Annotated in this window: 15 protein-coding genes; all 15 read left to right on the top strand. The window is 40.3% G+C overall.

The features are described 5' to 3' along the window. Window positions 1–3: 3 nt before the first annotated feature. The 15 genes from EO116_RS01040 to EO116_RS00965 all read left to right on the top strand — a co-directional run bounded on the left by EO116_RS01040 (window position 4) and on the right by EO116_RS00965 (window position 16,953). Window positions 4–558 carry a GerMN domain-containing protein gene (locus EO116_RS01040; protein WP_127160262.1) on the top strand — a complete coding sequence of 185 codons (555 nt, stop codon included), beginning with the start codon at window positions 4–6 and terminating at the stop codon, window positions 556–558. A gap of 113 nt (window positions 559–671) precedes the next feature. After that, window positions 672–2,210: a glycine betaine ABC transporter substrate-binding protein gene (locus EO116_RS01035; RefSeq protein ID WP_127160261.1), complete on the top strand. Its 1,539-nt coding sequence runs from the start codon at window positions 672–674 to the stop codon at window positions 2,208–2,210. Then, complete coding sequence (locus tag EO116_RS01030) at window positions 2,211–2,939, top strand: ABC transporter ATP-binding protein (protein ID WP_127160260.1); 729 nt, start codon at window positions 2,211–2,213, stop codon at window positions 2,937–2,939. 239 nt (window positions 2,940–3,178) lie between these two features. Further along, on the top strand, window positions 3,179–5,164 hold the full coding sequence (thiL, locus tag EO116_RS08500) for a thiamine-phosphate kinase (RefSeq protein WP_206168301.1): 1,986 nt from the start codon (window positions 3,179–3,181) through the stop codon (window positions 5,162–5,164). 114 nt (window positions 5,165–5,278) lie between these two features. After that, a complete protein-coding gene (tsaE, locus tag EO116_RS01015) occupies window positions 5,279–5,752 on the top strand; it encodes a tRNA (adenosine(37)-N6)-threonylcarbamoyltransferase complex ATPase subunit type 1 TsaE (RefSeq protein ID WP_127160259.1) in 474 nt (157 codons plus the stop codon). After that, window positions 5,749–6,537, top strand: a complete 789-nt coding sequence (gene tsaB, locus EO116_RS01010) for a tRNA (adenosine(37)-N6)-threonylcarbamoyltransferase complex dimerization subunit type 1 TsaB (protein ID WP_127160258.1) — start codon at window positions 5,749–5,751, stop codon at window positions 6,535–6,537. The genes tsaE and tsaB overlap by 4 nt, the downstream gene beginning before the upstream one ends. Then, on the top strand, window positions 6,537–6,989 hold the full coding sequence (rimI, locus tag EO116_RS01005) for a ribosomal protein S18-alanine N-acetyltransferase (RefSeq protein ID WP_127160257.1): 453 nt from the start codon (window positions 6,537–6,539) through the stop codon (window positions 6,987–6,989). Before tsaB ends, rimI begins: the two co-directional genes overlap by 1 nt. Then, a complete protein-coding gene (gene tsaD, locus EO116_RS01000; protein WP_127160256.1) occupies window positions 6,986–8,026 on the top strand; it encodes a tRNA (adenosine(37)-N6)-threonylcarbamoyltransferase complex transferase subunit TsaD in 1,041 nt (346 codons plus the stop codon). The genes rimI and tsaD overlap by 4 nt, the downstream gene beginning before the upstream one ends. Beyond that, entirely contained in the window at window positions 8,019–9,479 is a 1,461-nt protein-coding gene (locus EO116_RS00995; RefSeq protein WP_164726017.1) for a sensor histidine kinase, read from the top strand. Before tsaD ends, EO116_RS00995 begins: the two co-directional genes overlap by 8 nt. After that, on the top strand, window positions 9,457–10,029 hold the full coding sequence (locus EO116_RS00990; protein WP_127160254.1) for an ANTAR domain-containing response regulator: 573 nt from the start codon (window positions 9,457–9,459) through the stop codon (window positions 10,027–10,029). The genes EO116_RS00995 and EO116_RS00990 overlap by 23 nt, the downstream gene beginning before the upstream one ends. A 206-nt stretch (window positions 10,030–10,235) precedes the next feature. Next, on the top strand, window positions 10,236–10,514 hold the full coding sequence (groES, locus tag EO116_RS00985) for a co-chaperone GroES (protein WP_126938549.1): 279 nt from the start codon (window positions 10,236–10,238) through the stop codon (window positions 10,512–10,514). A 42-nt stretch (window positions 10,515–10,556) separates the two neighbouring features. Next, window positions 10,557–12,185, top strand: a complete 1,629-nt coding sequence (groL, locus tag EO116_RS00980; RefSeq protein ID WP_127135461.1) for a chaperonin GroEL — start codon at window positions 10,557–10,559, stop codon at window positions 12,183–12,185. A 364-nt stretch (window positions 12,186–12,549) separates the two neighbouring features. Continuing rightward, on the top strand, window positions 12,550–14,019 hold the full coding sequence (locus tag EO116_RS00975; RefSeq protein WP_206168300.1) for a catalase: 1,470 nt from the start codon (window positions 12,550–12,552) through the stop codon (window positions 14,017–14,019). Between the two features lie 612 nt (window positions 14,020–14,631). After that, the gene (locus EO116_RS00970; protein WP_127160252.1) at window positions 14,632–15,051 is read left to right on the top strand and encodes a DoxX family protein; all 420 of its coding nucleotides are present in this window, start codon (window positions 14,632–14,634) and stop codon (window positions 15,049–15,051) included. A 648-nt stretch (window positions 15,052–15,699) separates the two neighbouring features. Next, entirely contained in the window at window positions 15,700–16,953 is a 1,254-nt protein-coding gene (locus EO116_RS00965; protein WP_127160251.1) for a diaminopimelate decarboxylase, read from the top strand. Window positions 16,954–17,481 lie beyond the last annotated feature (528 nt).

Genomic DNA, 17,481 nt, shown 5'->3' with positions numbered 1-17,481 from the left:
TTCATGAAACAATCATTACGCTATGGCTTAGTGGCTATGATGAGCGTATGTGTCATTGCGTTGGCGGGGTGTAATTCTCAAGATTTGAAAGTGGATCTAGGGAAACAAACAACAGGCCAATCTTCTGTGTCGCAAGATAAGAAGACGCTAGATAAAATGACAAAAATCGTGGTCTATGTACCGCGCCAAGATGGAAAAGGTGTTATGCCACAACCGCTTACGATCGACAAAGAACGTAAAACGGTAAAAGATGCCATAAATCTGATGATTGAACAAGATGGTCGGGCAGAGTATCCAGTCTTTGCAAAAGGCACAAAAGTAGTAGAAACGGCGAAACATGATGATATAGTTACCGTCGTATTAAATGATGACTTTTTGCAGGATGCAACAGGTTTAACAGCCACACTGCGCATCGCAGCTATCGTTAATACGGCTGTAGAATTTGATGGCGTACATAAGGTCTATGTGAAAGTAAAAGGTGTGACTTTGCCGACCTATGGTAATATAGATTTAACACATCCATTGAAACAAATGAAAGATAAGATTGTAAAAGATTAAGCAGTATGTTGGGGGACTCTTAGCAAAGAGCCTCCAACATTTTTATACCTTAAATTCATGGTAATTTAGTATGATAATTAATCTACAAGCAGATTGTAGAAAAGGAGGGTTTAATGATACAAAATTTGTTAGAAGAGTTAGGCAAGAATGGGCCATTTTATTTACATTTATTATTGGAGCATATAGGAATTACTTTTACAGCAGTTATCATTGCTACAATTTTGGGATTGGCTATTGGAATATTTATCGCACAGAAACAGAAATTGGCTAATTCTGTTATATCCGTGGTGAATATTGCGTATACAATCCCTTCTATTGCTCTATTGGGCTTTCTGATTTCTTTCACAGGAATAGGGAATACGACAGCCATTATTGCACTCACCATCTATGCGTTATTACCAATCGTGCGTAGTACCTATGTAGGGATTACTACCATTGATCCAAAGATTATTGAGGCCAGTCGTGCCATGGGTAGTACAGATCGTCAAATTTTATGGAAGATACAGTTGCCACTAGCATTCCCAGTTATCTTTGCAGGTATTATGAATATGGTGACCATGACGATTGCCTTAACAGGGATTGCCTCCTTTGTGGGAGCTGGTGGGCTAGGTGTTGCTATCTATCGTGGGATTACCACGAATAATGAAGTACTCATCTGGATTGGAGGCATCCTCATTGCTGTATTAGCCTTGGTGATTGATAGCATACTAAGTATAATTGGGAAGTTGGTAGAAGAACACAAGATGCATAGGGTTGTGAATAAAAAAGTAGGCTATGCATTGGGTGTTTTCCTAGTGATTATCTTGGGTGTCGTGGGAATGCAACAGTATAATAAAAGTGACACCATTCACATCGCATCCAAACCGGTATCAGAAGGATATATTTTGGCAGAAATTGTGGGAACCCTAATTGAAGCGGATACGAATTTGAAGGTTGAGTACACCCACGGCGTAGGGGGCGGAACGTCTAATATCCATCCTGGCATGATACGTGGTGATTTTGATATGTATCCGGAATATACGGGAACATCTTGGCAAATCGTGTTGAAACATAAGGAAGATTACAAGAATGACAAGTTTCCTATGTTGAGTGCAGAGTACAAGGACAAATATCATTTCTTGTGGAAGGGCATGTTTGGTTTTAACGATACCTATAGTATTGGCATTCGTGCAGATCTAGCGAAGGAATATGGCATTAAAACGTTTACTGATTTGGCGAAGTATGCAGGACAGTTAACATTTGGAGCAGAATATGATTTCTTTGAACGAGAAGATGGCTATAAGGCCTTAGCTAATGCTTATAACTATCACTTCAAAAAGGTAGTAGATATGGACAATGGCTTAAAATATCAAGCTTTGTTTGATAAAAAGATTGATGCTATGACAGTATTTACTACAGATGGTCAGTTGTCTGACCCACGGGTTGTAGTGTTAGAGGATGATCGAAACTTTTACCCAAGTTACATGGCAGGCATGGTTGTCCGTGAGGAAACGTTGCAGAAACATCCTGAGCTAGAAAAGGTATTACATCGTTTGGATGGTATCATAGATGAAAGTACTATGGCACAGTTGAATAAAAGGGTAGAAATTGATAAGGAAGATCCGAAACAAGTGGCAAAGGAATTTTTGCAATCTAAAGGGTTGGTGAAATAGATGAATCAAATTATAGAATATAAAAATATTGGAAAATCCTATCAAGGCAAATGGGTGGTAAGAGATTGCAATCTAAGAATCAATGAAGGTGACTTTCTTTGTATTGTAGGCACATCAGGGTCAGGAAAAACGACACTTTTAAAAATGATTAATGGATTGATTGTGCCCGATGAAGGAGATATTACTATTTTTGGAACTCGTGTTATCGACCAGGATATTATTTCTTTGCGGAGAAAGATTGGCTATGCTATTCAAGGGGATGGACTGTTTCCCCATATGACAGTAGCAGAGAATATTGGGTATGTGCCAAAACTCGATGGAATGCCAAAAGAAGAAGTAGATGCTATTGTAGATCGTATGCTTTCACTAGTGGGATTGCCATTGGATAGTAGGGGGAAGTATCCGAAGGAATTGTCTGGTGGTCAACAGCAACGAGTGGGTATTGCCAGAGCTTATGCGAATTCGCCGAAGATATTACTTATGGACGAACCATTCGGAGCAGTGGATTCCATTACGAGGTATCAACTGCAAGAAGATTTGAAACAGATTCACAAACAAACCGATTGTACCATTGTGTTCATCACCCATGATATGCACGAAGCTTTCAAGCTTGCCACACATATACTTGTCATGCATGAAGGGAAGATACAACAATACGGAACCACCGATGAAGTAAAGAATCATCCTAGTAATGACTATGTGAAGCAGCTAGTGGAGATGACGCGTTAGTGATACTTAGTTGGTGAAGATGATGAGGTAGGGCACATACATTGTAATAACATAATAAAAGGGGACTCTTATAGGAGTCCCCTTTATTATTTAGATAAATTTATCTAATCTTTACCTCCTAGTATGGTACAATAAGAACAACGTGTATAGAAAAGTGATATACAGATCTTATAGTTCAATTGCAATAGTATATCGTTATTATCCGTAACGGCATAGATACGTTAGTTTGTTATTGCACAATGAAACGAGGTGGTACGATGCATAAGGATCCTTTTGAGGAATATATCCGCCAAGGTGAAGCCAGTCAATATGAAAAAGCTAAAGCCTGGAAGACAGCTATTGGTTTACAAGCTGTGGATGGGTTGACGCCATCTGCATATTTGATAGACTTAGCGAAGAAAAATATTGAAGGGCAGATGTCCCTACAGGCGCTTCATACATTACTGGAACATTATTATGAATCCTATCCACATTACGAAGATAGAACGGCAGAGGCGGATATAGTATCACTTCGTATGTCGGAGTTGCTCTTAGAGAAAGCTTTCAGTTTTACGCCGAATGAGTACCTATCAATTCATAGACAATTGTTTACAGATATCTATGCCCATGCGGGCAGTATACGAGATTACAATATTACAAAAAAGGAATGGATTCTCGCTGGTGATACGGTGACCTATGGTAGTGTGTCTGAACTAGGGGCGACCTTACTCTATGATATAGAGCAAGAAAAAACGTTTTCTTATGCCAGTTTAGATATGTCAGAGACGATTCGTCATTTGGCTACTTTTGTTGCCAGATTATGGCAGATTCATGTATTTGGTGAAGGAAATACGAGAACGACCGCTGTATTTTTTATTAAATATCTCCGCACCCTAGGCTTTACAGTGACGAATGATATGTTCGCCAACCATGCGTGGTACTTTAGAAATTCCTTAGTACGAGCCAATTATCAAAATTTGAAACTTGGGGTGTATAGAACAACGGAATATTTGGAATGTTTTTTGCGGAATTTACTGCTAGACGAAGACCATGTGTTATCGAATCGGAGTATGCATATTCATAGTGCTAGCCTAAAAATACAGGAAGAAAGCATACAATATAATGATGATGGGTATACTATAAACATGGACACTATATCAGAGGATGCTATAGTAGGTTATGATACTACTTCGGGTAATAAAACTTCTTTAGGAAGTGAAACTGTAAAGGAAATGCACTGTCATGTAGAAAATAGTAGTAATACATACGAGGATAATATAACATCGACTGACGAATTTGCCCTCATCGATAGGTTAACACAACACAGTATCTACAATTCTACGTACGTAAAGGTCGGCGTTGGTGATGACTGCGCTGTCTATGATACGCCTCGTGATGTGGATCAACTGGTCAGCACGGACATGATGGTGGAAGGTATCCACTTTAGTGAAAGCACTACATCTCCTTTTGATGTAGGCTATCGGCTAGGGGCAGCGAATATCAGTGACATTGCAGCGATGGGTGGGACCCCACGGCATATGGTGGTGTCTATTGCAGTGCCTAAGGGGCGACATACGTCCTATGTAGAAGAAGTGTATCAAGGTTTGCATGACATATGTGCGGAGTATAGAGTCAATATCATCGGCGGCGATACGGTGTCAACCGAGGGAGCTTTTGTGATTTCTGCCACAGTCTTTGGAGATGTTCCAACAAATCAATCTGTTTTGCGCAGTGGTGCTCAAGATGGTGATGCAGTATTCATCACGAATTATCTAGGCTTATCCTATGTGGGGCTCCATAGTTTGTTAGAGGGCAGCGAGGACTATCCGGTGAGTAGGTCTATCCATCAACGGCCCATTCCTCATGTAGAATGTGGTATAATAGCAAGAGACTTAGGTGCCACGTCTATGAACGATATCAGCGACGGCTTGTCCAGCGAGCTCAACGAGATAGCCAAAGCATCGCAGGTGACCATTTATATTGATGAATCGACATTGCCTATCCATCCAGAGGTGCAGGCCTACTGTGAAACTCATCAGATGAGTCCTTATCTTCCTATGTGGACAGGAGGCGAAGATTTTCAGCTAGTGGGGACCATTCCAGCTGATAAGGCAGACCGATTGCCTAAAGAGGCATTCACGATTATCGGAAGCGTCAAAGCTGGTAGTGCACAGGTATTAGTAGAACGGGATGGACAGTGGGTAACAGTGGAACCTAAGGGATATAATCATTTATCTCATGACTGAGTAGTTAGAGCTAAGCAGTATGATTAAGAATAGAACGAGGCTGTCATGAAGGCTTTGAAATAGTTGAAAGTATTAAAAATCGAATTATAAGAGATAGAATGATAGAGGAATGATATGAATACTATAGTATATACAACCCATTCCGTAGAGGAAACGATGGCGTTAGGTCACAACCTAGGAAGATTTATGAAAACCTATGAAAGCCCAATTTGTATTGCTCTAGATGGCACGCTAGGGGCAGGAAAAACGCATTTTTCCCAAGGGATTGCAAAAGGTTTTGGAGTCACAGAAGAAGTGACAAGCCCTACCTTTGCCTTGATGAATACCTATGAAGTAGATGGTTCTAACCTGTACCATTTCGATTTGTATCGAATGGACTTAGTAGAAGAACTGGAAACCATCGGCTTTTACGAATATACAGAAGAAACAAAGTCTGTTGTGGAATGGGCAAGTAAATTTGAAGAGGAGTTACCAGATACAACGGTTTGGATTACTATCGACGTGAATGCAGATGGATCTCGTCAGTTTACAGTTCGTACGGACATACTTTCAGAGGAAACATTACAACGCATAGGAGAGAACCTATGATTTTAGGAATTGAAACGAGTAGTGCCATTGCCAGCGTGGCGGTGGGAAATGACAAAGAAATACGGAGTGAACTCATTGTACAGGCAGTCCTTACTCATTCTGAGCAATTGGTGCCACATATTGAAACGGTGCTGAAGACGGGAAAGGTTCAAAAATCCGAGATATCTGGTATTGCTGTTACCATCGGACCTGGCTCATTTACAGGCTTGCGCATTGGATTAGGGACGGCTAAGGCCTTGGCTTATGCTTGGAATGTACCTGTAGTAGGCGTGCTCACCACCGATGTGTTAGCCCAAAGTTTTATGTATTCTAACTATCGGGTATGCACTGTCATTGATGCACAAAAGAAACAGGTCTATGGCCGTCAGTATGAGTGGAATGGCGCGGACATGATTGCTTTAGATGCAATAGAAGTACATCAAGTAACTGAGTTGTTAGAGAAACTAGTACAACTATCTGGAGATAATCCAGTGGTCATCGTAGGGGATGGTCTGAAGCGTTTGGAAAAAGAATATGCCCTAGGTGTAGAGGAAGGACGTATAGATCCTATGAAACTCGTGCTAGGGCATGAATCGAAACAACGCCCGCGGGCATCTCATGTCATTCAAGTGGCATTACCACAATTTGTGAGTGGTACGATTCTTGATGCGCAGTCTATTGAGCCATTCTATATTCGTAAATCGGAAGCGGAAGTGGTGTGGGATGAGAAAAACAAAGACATCCTAGCCACTGGTACCTACGTGGAACCAACGGTAGTAGTCCGTGAAGCAGCAGGTGAACGATAATGGTCACATTACGAGAAGCCTTACGAAGTGATATTGAAGGTATCTACCAAATAGAAACGGCCTGTTTTTCAACACCTTGGTCAAAGGAAGCTCTATTAGATGATTTAGAAGTAGCAGATAAGCTGTACCTTGTGGCAGAAGCAGAAGATGGCAAGATTATTGGTTATGCAGGATCTTGGCTAGTTTTGGATGAAGGCCAGATTACAAATATTGCTATTCATCCTGAATATCGTCGTGCAGGTTATGGAGCTAAAATGACTCGTAAGTTAACGCAAATGCTCCGTAAACAAGGTATGAAGCATATTTTTTTAGAAGTGCGTGTCTCCAATATTGCAGCTCAAGCCATGTATCGTAGGCTTGGCTTTACAGCGGTAGGAGTACGCAAACAATTTTATTCAGATCCAGTAGAAGATGGGCTGATTATGAGGAAAGAAATGGAGGAACTGGCATGAGTATCTACACACTAGCTATTGAAACTAGTTGTGATGAAACATCGGCAGCAGTGTTGCAAGATGGCAGAACGGTCGTTTCTAATGTAATTTCCAGTCAAGTACCCATACATAGAAAGTTTGGCGGTGTCGTGCCAGAAGTGGCGTCTCGACATCATATAGAACAGATTATGCCAGTCATTGACCAAGCTTTGGTAGATGCGAATATGACATTAGATGATATGGATCATATCGGTGTCACTTATGGGCCTGGTTTAGTTGGGGCTCTTTTGGTAGGGGTGTCAGCGGCGAAGGCTCTGTCCTTTGCAAAAGATATTCCTTTGATTGGCGTTCATCATATGGAAGGTCACATCTTTGCAAACTTTTTGTTGCATCCTGAGTTAGAACCGCCATTCTTGTGCTTAGTGGTTTCTGGTGGGCATACTATGATCGTTCATGTGACAGATTATGAAAGCTTTCAGGTATTAGGACAAACACGTGATGATGCGGCAGGTGAAGCCTTTGATAAAATCGCTCGTGTACTAGGCTATCCTTACCCAGGAGGGCCACATATTGATGCGTTGGCAAAAGAGGGCAATCCGGATGCCATAGAGTTTCCACGGCCTTTATTAGAAAAAGGAAACTTCGACTTTAGCTTTAGTGGTTTAAAATCTGCGGTGCTTAACTATATCAATGGAAAACAACAAAAAGGTGAATCCATCTGTCATGAAGATGTAGCAGCCTCCTTTCAAAAGGCCATTACGGACGTATTGGTAGAAAAAATGAAAGAAGCGGCTCATACATTAGGAGAAACGAAGATTGCTCTAGCTGGTGGCGTGTCGGCTAACAGTGGATTGCAACGAGATTTACAAGCTATGTGTGAGGCAGAAGGTTTGATATACCTCACAGCAGGATCTATGTTGGCCACAGACAATGCCGCTATGATTGGATGCCGAGCTTACTATATGGCACAAGCTGGTAAATTCAGCAATTATACATTGAATGCAAAACCGTCCATTCCATTGGGCAGCGATTTGTGGAAAGGAAACCAACATGGCTAGTTGGAAAGATATCCTAGACAAAGAAACAGATTTATATCCTACACAACAGGCGTTACTATTACAGTTTTCTCAGCGATTAAGCTTTGGAAAAGCCATCAGTGAACAAGGGGTGTCCCTCTTAGTGCAAGCTAAGGACGGACACCTTTTACTTAGTGGCGCACTGGACAGTGGTCATACAGGAATGGTACAGAAATACGAAGTGCCTATGAACCATCCTATCCAGGAGATGTTACGTAGTGGCAAACCTTATACAGGTCTCATGGACTGGGAGGAACCGACTGATACCGATATCACAAAGGAATCGTACCATGCTTACGTGTATCCTATCGTAGATAATGGGGGCAAGTGCATTGGGGCTTGTGCTTTCACGAATCCGGTATCTGAAGTGTATTCCAGTCGCTATGACGAGTTTATGTCCATCGTGTCACAAACCGCCTTTCAAGGTATGTTGGTACCACAACTACAGCAACCAGAGTTGTATGAAGGTATTTCCATCCTAGATGGGATTCTCTTTTTTGAACAAGACGGAACCATACTCTATGCAAACCGAGCGGCGAAAAAACTAGGAGATATTTTGGGTATCGATCGACGATTACAGGGAACATCTATTTACAGTAGTACCTTGAAAGTAGGTCGTATCAAAAAAGCGTTGGAAGATAGAGTAGGTACTATTGATGAAGAGTTATATGGTGATATTGCTCTGCGACAAGTGATGATTCCCGTCGTACTTGGAGTGAAGTGGAAACGTGGCATTTTAGTGTTACAAGATAAAACAGAATTGCGCAAACGAGATCAGGAACTCCTGGTGAAAAACTCTGTTATTAAAGAAGTGCATCATCGCGTGAAAAATAACTTGCAGTCTGTGGCAGGATTACTGCGCATGCAAAGCCGTCGCAGTAGCTCCGATGATGTGAAACAAGCTTTACAAGACAGTATTCATCGTATTGAAAGTATGGCTCTCGTCCATGAAATTGTGTCGAACTTTGATGAAGATTATGTAGCGTTGCGCAGTATTATCGAAGAATTGTGGCGCTTGTTAAGACAAGGGCTAGGGGCTTCTGATCAACGCATCGATATGGAATATATAGGGGAAGACATGATTATGTCATCTCATAAGGCAAGCTATGTGTCCTTAGTGCTGAATGAACTGTTCTCCAATCTTTTTAAACATGCTTTCAAAGATAGAACAGAAGGACAAGTGCAGGTAGAGGTGCGAGAGGTGATGTCTCAAGAAAACCGAGATATGTTGCATATTATTATTCGAGATACTGGCTGTGGTTTACCAGAGGATTTTGAAGACACTAGACAACGTCGCTTAGGGTTGCAAATTATTGACAACTTAGTACGTAATGAATTAGATGGAACGATTGCTTGGGCATCCCAAGGAACGGGCACTGTGGTAGATATATGGATACATAAAGGAGAAGAGTATGCGCGTCTTAGTAGTAGATGATGAGTCACTCATTCGCATGGACTTGCGAGATATATTAGAAAGCCAAGGCCATACCGTTATAGGTGAAGGTGCCAATGGAGTGGAAGCCATCCAACTATGCCAAGACCTTGCGCCAGATATAGTGCTCATGGATGTGAAAATGCCAATATTAGATGGCATTGAGGCAGCGCGACAAATTCGTCATAAGCGACTAGCGCCGGTGGTGCTCTTAACAGCGTACAGCCAAGATGATTTAATCCAAAAGGCATCTCAATCGGGCGTATATGGCTATTTAATTAAGCCTTTGCGAGAACCGGACTTAGGACCCGCTCTACAGATGGCGATGTGTCGCTTTCAAGAAGAAAGAGATTTACTAGAACAGGTGAAAGGACTGGAAAATTCCTTAGAAGAACGAAAATATGTGACGAAAGCGACGGGCATATTGATGGAGTTACACGGATTTTCTGAGGAAAAAGCGTACGAGAAAATACGAGCTTTCAGTATGGATAAACGCATTAGCCTCGTGGAAACTTGTAAGAAGATTATCGTAGCCCATGAGGCAAAATCGTAAAAAATTGTGATGACCCATGTGGCAAAATTATAAAAAGATTATGTCAGCCATGAAGTAAAATATTAGCCATGAAAAAGTGTTTAGTCAAAAAGTCAAAAAAGACTTGCAAAAATTTAAAAATGATTTATAATAATACTTGTGATTAGCACTCACCACTCTTGAGTGCTAACATCGATATTATAGTGTATAAGAGAAGAGGTATAACAATGAAACCATTAGGCGATCGTGTCATTATTCGTGTATTAGAAGTAGAAACAAAAACGGAAAGTGGTATCTTTTTAGCATCTTCCACAAAGGAACGTCCATCTGAAGGTACAGTTATCGCTGTGGGTCCTGGTAAATTATGTGACAATGGCGAACGTGTAAAACCAGAAGTAGAAGTGGGCAATACAGTTATGTTCTCCAAATATGCTGGTACTGAGTTCAAAATTGATGGTGTTGACCATTTAATTATCAGTGAAAAAGATATTTTAGCAGTATTATAATCTGACCAAAGAAGGGGACGACCCCATAGAGGAGGCTATACAATGGCAAAAGAAATTTTATTTAATGAAGAAGCACGCCGTGCATTAGGTCGTGGCGTTGATCAATTAGCAAATGCTGTAAAAGTAACATTAGGACCTAAAGGTCGCAATGTAGTGTTAGAGAAAAAATTTGGCGCTCCAACAATCACTAACGATGGCGTGACTATTGCTCGCGATATTGAACTTCCAGATCCATTTGAAAACATGGGTGCACAATTAGTGAAAGAAGTAGCTACAAAAACTAACGATGTAGCTGGAGACGGTACAACTACTGCTACAGTATTAGCGCAAGCTATGATTCAAGAAGGTATGCGCAATGTAGCAGCTGGTGCTAACCCAATGATCCTTAAAAAAGGTATCGAATTAGCCGTTAAAAAATTAGTGGCTGAAATTCAATCCAAAGCGATCGATGTAAACGGTAAACAAGACATCGCTCAAGTAGCGTCCGTATCCGCAGCTGATGAAGAAATCGGCGCATTGATTGCAGAAGCAATGGACCGTGTAGGTAATGACGGTGTTATCACTGTAGAAGAATCTAAAACATTACAAACTGAATTGAACGTAGTAGAAGGCATGCAATTCGACCGCGGTTACCTATCTCCTTACATGGTAACTGATCCAGATAAAATGGAAGCAGTTGTGAACGAACCATTGATTTTGATCACTGACCGCAAAATCTCCGTTATCGCTGATTTATTACCAGCTCTTGAAAAAGTTGTAAAACTTGGTAAAGAACTTGTGATCATCGCTGAAGACGTAGACGGCGAAGCATTGGCTACATTGGTAGTGAACCGCCTTCGTGGTACATTAAAAGCAGTAGCTGTGAAAGCTCCTGGATTCGGCGACCGTCGTAAAGCTATGTTAGAAGATATTGCTATCTTAACTGGTGGTGTTGTGATCAGTGAAGAAGTGGGCTTGAAATTAGAAAACGTAGACTTAGAGCACTTGGGTACAGCTCGTCAAGTTCGCATCACAAAAGACGAAACTATTATCGTTGATGGCAATGGCAACAAAGACGTAATTGCTCGTCGTGTTGCACAAGTTCGTGCACAAGCTGAAGAAGCGACTTCTGAATTCGATAAAGAAAAATTACAAGAACGTTTGGCTAAACTGTCTGGCGGTGTAGCTGTTATCGAAGTAGGTGCAGCAACAGAAGTAGAATTGAAAGATAAAAAACTTCGCATCGAAGACGCATTGAACGCAACTCGTGCAGCAGTAGAAGAAGGTATCGTTGCAGGTGGTGGTACGACATTGATCGACATCATCCCAGCATTAGACGGTATCGAAGCTACTGGTGACGTATTGACGGGTGTAAACCTTGTGCGCCGTGCTGTGGAAGAACCACTTCGCCAAATCGCTTACAATGCAGGTTTAGAAGGTTCCGTTGTAGTAGAACGCGTAAAATCTACTGAAAGCGGCATCGGTTTCAACGCATTAACAGAAGAATATGTAGACATGGTAAAAGCTGGTATCGTGGACCCTGCAAAAGTAACACGCTCTGCCTTGCAAAATGCAGCATCCATCGCAGCATTAGTATTAACTACTGAATCCATCGTTGCGGATAAAGTAGACGAAAATGCACCAATGATGCCTCCAATGCCTCCAATGGGTGGTATGGGCGGTATGATGTAATCTAAGATTGCATCCGTGGATCGCAGTATTGACTAAATAAATACTATGGGGACTGTGAAAGAATAGGTGACTATTCTTTCATAGTCCCTTTTTGTTATATGGAAAATATAAAAATGCCCTTGAGCGCCTGGGGTATCTTTCTGAGTTATAGTTTCATACATATATGGATAATATATAATTAATAACTTGATAATGTTATAGTTTATAACATGAAGAATAATAAAAATTAATGGAAAATCATTATTGACAATATATAAAAAAAGTTCTATAATTAACCCATAAGTTAACGGATAATAATTATCCGTTATAAAAATATAGGTTTTAATTTTATTTATATATGTATAAGTTTACAAAGGAGAAAGTTATGAAAGAAGAAAAATTGACAACAGCCTTTGGCGCTCCGGTGCCGGACAATAACAACAGCGCTACAGCTGGAAAACGTGGTCCTGTATTGATGCAAGACGTGTGGTTGATGGAAAAATTAGGCCACTTTGCTCGTGAAGTGATTCCTGAACGCCGTATGCATGCGAAAGGATCTGGCGCATTTGGTACTTTCACAGTAACAAATGACATTACAAAATATACAAAAGCGAAAGTATTCTCTGAAGTAGGTAAACAAACTGATTTGTTTGTACGTTTCTCCACAGTAGCTGGTGAACGTGGTGCGGCTGATGCGGAACGTGATATCCGTGGTTTTGCTGTAAAAATGTATACAGAAGAAGGCAACTGGGATTTAGTAGGCAACAATACACCAGTATTCTTCATCCGTGATCCGTTGCAATTCCCTGACTTGAACCGTGCGGTAAAACGTAATCCTGAAACTAACTTGCGTGACGCTACTGCTAACTGGGATTTCTGGACTAGCTTGCCTGAAGCAATGCACCAAATTACAATCGTCATGAGTGACCGTGGTATTCCTGATGGCTATCGTCATATGCATGGTTTCGGTTCCCACACATATAGCTTAATCAATGCAAACGACGAACGCGTATGGGTAAAATTCCACTGGGTTTGCCAACAATCAATTAAAAACTTAACAGAAGAAGAAGCATCTGCTATTATTGCGAACGACCGTGAAAGTGCACAACGTGACTTGTTCGACGCGATCGCAAAAGGTGATTTCCCTCGTTGGAAATTGTATATCCAAGTGATGACAGAAGAACAAGCAGAAGCCCTTCCATACAATCCATTTGACCTTACAAAAGTATGGTACAAAAAAGACTTCCCATTAATCGAAGTAGGGGTGATGGAATTGAACCGCAACCCAGAAAACTACTTCCAAGATGTAGAACAAGCAGCATTTGCTCCATCCACAATTATCCCTGGTATTGGATTCAGCCCTGACCGCATGTTACAAGGTCGTTTGTTCTCCTACGCTGATGCACAACGCTACCGCTTAGGCACAAACTATCCATCCATTCCTGTGAATGCGCCTAAATGCCCATTCAATTCTTACCATCGTGATGGACAAGGTCGTGTAGATGGCAACCATGGCTCTACTATTGGATATGCTCCAAATAGCTTTGGCCAATGGGCTAACCAACCGCAATACAAAGATCCAGGATATGACGTATCTGGTAAAGCATACCAATACGACTTCCGTGAAGATGATTCCGATTACTACACACAACCTGGTAAATTGTTCCGTCTCATGACTCCAGAACAACAAGAAGTATTGTTCAAAAATACTGCTAACAATATGGCAGGAGTTCCATTGTTTATCCAAGAACGCCATGCAAAACATTGCTATGCATGTGACCCTGCATATGGTGAAGGCGTAGCGAAAGCATTGGGTATTACAGTAGATTTCTCTACACCTGCTGACATCGGGTAACACTTGCAGCGCTATTCAGTCTATGGCGTTCCTTTGAAAATAGTATAAAGACAGACCGCAACATATTTCCTCGCAAACTGCATTTCATGATGTTTGCTGCGGAACATGTTGCGGTCTTTTTGTATTATCATCAGAGGGAACAACATAAACTTTTACGCACAACTGCGTTCAAAGATAGATTTAGGAACATGTCGCACTCTTTTTGTGTTGGTATTATTTTGGCAAAGGGAATGTCATAGGCTGCTATGCGTAACTGCGTTTAAAGGAGGGGGCGGGTACATGTTGAGGTCTTTTTGTGTTAGTATGATTTGGATGGAAGGAGCGTCATAGACTTCTACGTGTAAGTGCGTTCAAAGGAGGGGTTGGGAACATGTTACAGTCTTTTTGTGTTAGCATGATTTAGGTGAAGGGAAGGTCATAGAACACTATGCATATCTGCTTTCAAAGGCGGGTTATAGAATATGTGGCAATTATAATAATCTATTATTACTATGATATAAGATGTAGAATTATGAATAGATATGTATTTAGGTGGGTGGTAGGATGTTATGGTATACTTATGTATATTAGTTAATTAATTGTAGGAAGATTTATTTAGGAAAGGATATAATTATGGTTCATTTTTTATTGCGTGGTAAACCTACGTATGTTAACTTTGGTATATTAGTGTTGAGATTAGCTCTAGGAATCTCTATGGCCTATCATGGATATTTGAAGTTTTTAGGCGGTGCATCTGGGTTATATAAGGTCGGTGCTATGTTGGCAGCCTTAGGAGTACCTGGATATTTCGAATTTTTTGGTGCGATGGCTGCGATTTGCGAGTTCTTAGGTGGTATTTTGGTTGCATTTGGATTATTTACTCGACTAGGATCCTTATTGTTGGCTGGAGTTTTATTTACGGCTACTCTTCTTCATGTAGATGCAGGATTTTTTGCTTGGGACTATCCGTCACAAATGGGATTTGCTGCACTGGCTATATTCTTTATGGGTGGTGGACGATATAGTGTAGATGCGTCTTTATTTGGGAAGTAACTTGATTCGCTATGTAGTCTGTGGCGTTCTTACTTAATACAGTGGGAAGAAAGACCGTAATAGACCTCTTCAGAAATGGTATTTCATAATGTTTCTTCGGAGGTATATTGCGGTCTTTTGGGTTTTGTAGTATATGCAGTAGCACCACAAGTCTAATACTCGTAACTGCATTCCTTGGGGAGTTTATACTGGTTGTTCGAGGGCACGCCGTGCTCTTTTTATGTTTGCTGTTTCAGTGCAATATATCTTGTTATGAGATTACTACGCGAAATAGCATTTCTCAAGGGGCGTGGTACTAGGTATTAGTTTTCATGTTTAGTGGTAATAGGAGATACAAGTGCTTGAAATAGCTAAATTGTATATGGTATATCGAATACGGTTCTTTTTAAATGGAACATTCTATAGAATCTTTACAATTCTATAGAATGTATGTTACAATACGTTACGGTATTCATAGATTACCTTTGGATTGATGACATAGTATTATGTATTTCTTTCACAGATAATGGTATATTTCGTTAAGGTTTAGGCGAAAATGTGTCGCTTCTTATTGAGATAATACATGAAGAGTGCCTATTATTTAATATATTGCTATGTTACAGAAAGAGGCTGTCACATGGTGCATTACAAATAGATTGAGGAGTTATGATGAACGCAAAGACAACACCATTTACAAAAGAACAATTAGAAACGATTATCGCCCAATATCCAACGCCATTCCATATTTATGATGCGAAGGGCATTATGGATAATATGCGCGCATTTTTAGATGCGTTCAGCTGGGCCCCTGGCTTCAAACAATATTTTGCTGTGAAAGCAACGCCAAATCCATATATTATGAAAATGATGAAAGAAATCGGTATTGGTGCAGACTGCTCCTCTATGGCAGAACTAATTTTGAGTGAAAAAGTAGGCATTATTGGAGATAATATTATGTTCTCCTCCAATGATACGCCATATGAAGAATACAAAAAAGCGATGGATTTGGGTGCGATTATTAACCTAGATGATATTACGCATATTGCCTATTTGGAACAACATGGTGAGTTACCAAATCGTTTCTGTTTCCGTTACAACCCAGGCTCTTTAAAAGAAGGCGGTAATACAATTATCGGTCTTCCAGAAGAAGCAAAATATGGCATGACGGAAGTACAAATCATGGAAGCTATTAACTACTTAAAAGGTAAAGGTATTACTAACTTCGGTTTGCATACAATGGTAGTGTCTAATGAATTAGACATCGATGGTTTAGTAGGTACAGCTGAATTAATGTTTAACCTAGCATTACGCGTAAAAGAACAAACTGGTGTAGAAGTATCTTTTATTGACCTTGGTGGTGGTATTGGGGTAGCTTATAAACCTGAACAAACACCAGTAGATTACAAAGTGTTAAGTGCAGGTGTGAAAGAGGCTTACGATCGTTTAATCGTGGGTACTGGACATAGCCCAATTCAATTGGCCTATGAATGTGGTCGTATGGTTACTGGGCCGTATGGTTACTTAGTAGCTACGGCTATTCATAAAAAAGATATTTATAAACATTACATTGGTTTAGATGCATGTATGGCTAACTTGATGCGTCCAGCTTTGTATGGCTCATATCATCATATTACTGTGATGGGTAAAGAGAATGAACCAGCGACTATGACTTATGATGTAACTGGATCTTTATGTGAAAATAACGATAAATTTGCCGTCGATCGTCAATTACCAAAAATTGACATGGGCGATCGTATTGTGATTCATGATGCTGGTGCACATGGTCATGCTATGGGCTTCAATTACAATGGTAAATTGCGCTCTGCAGAGCTATTATTACATGAAGATGGCAGTGTCACACAAATTCGTCGAGCAGAAACACTAGACGATTATTTTGCTACATTAGATTTTTCTAATTTATAAGTAGAAATGTATAGGGTCGTCCCTTACGATCGTTATTTAGGCTAATATAGACATATGCTTTAGTTACTTCTGAGACATTGTTATACATCTCAGAGAAATAAAGTATATGTCTATTTATATATAATTAGCATCCAATCGTGAAGGGCAATCTGTTAGACTTGGTATACAATCGTGAAGGATAAAATTGCAAGACTATATTTATAAAAATCGAGTGTAGTTATCTAGAGAGAGTAAAATGCTTTATATCCCTAAAAAAATATGGGAATAGCATTTACAATATTGAGAAAGTTCGGTATAATAAACATTGTTGAGTCTCTTGGTAGAGAATTAAAATTTCAATATGCTATAAATGAATAGATGGTATGTTAATATATCATTAAAATCATAGTAAAATAGTAGAAATTACCTTGCGGTTCGAGTCTATACACAGTATAATATAAATAGTATATTTACTAAATTAGATTTAAGCCAAAGTGGCGTTCTCATGCTATGAATATAACAGCGGATTACACTTTGGTGGAATCCGTT

It is taken from the genome of Veillonella sp. VA137 (assembly GCF_003992015.1).
Classification (GTDB): domain Bacteria; phylum Bacillota; class Negativicutes; order Veillonellales; family Veillonellaceae; genus F0422.
Note: the sequence above shows the minus strand (reverse complement) of the source record. Positions and strands in the feature narration are given on the sequence as shown.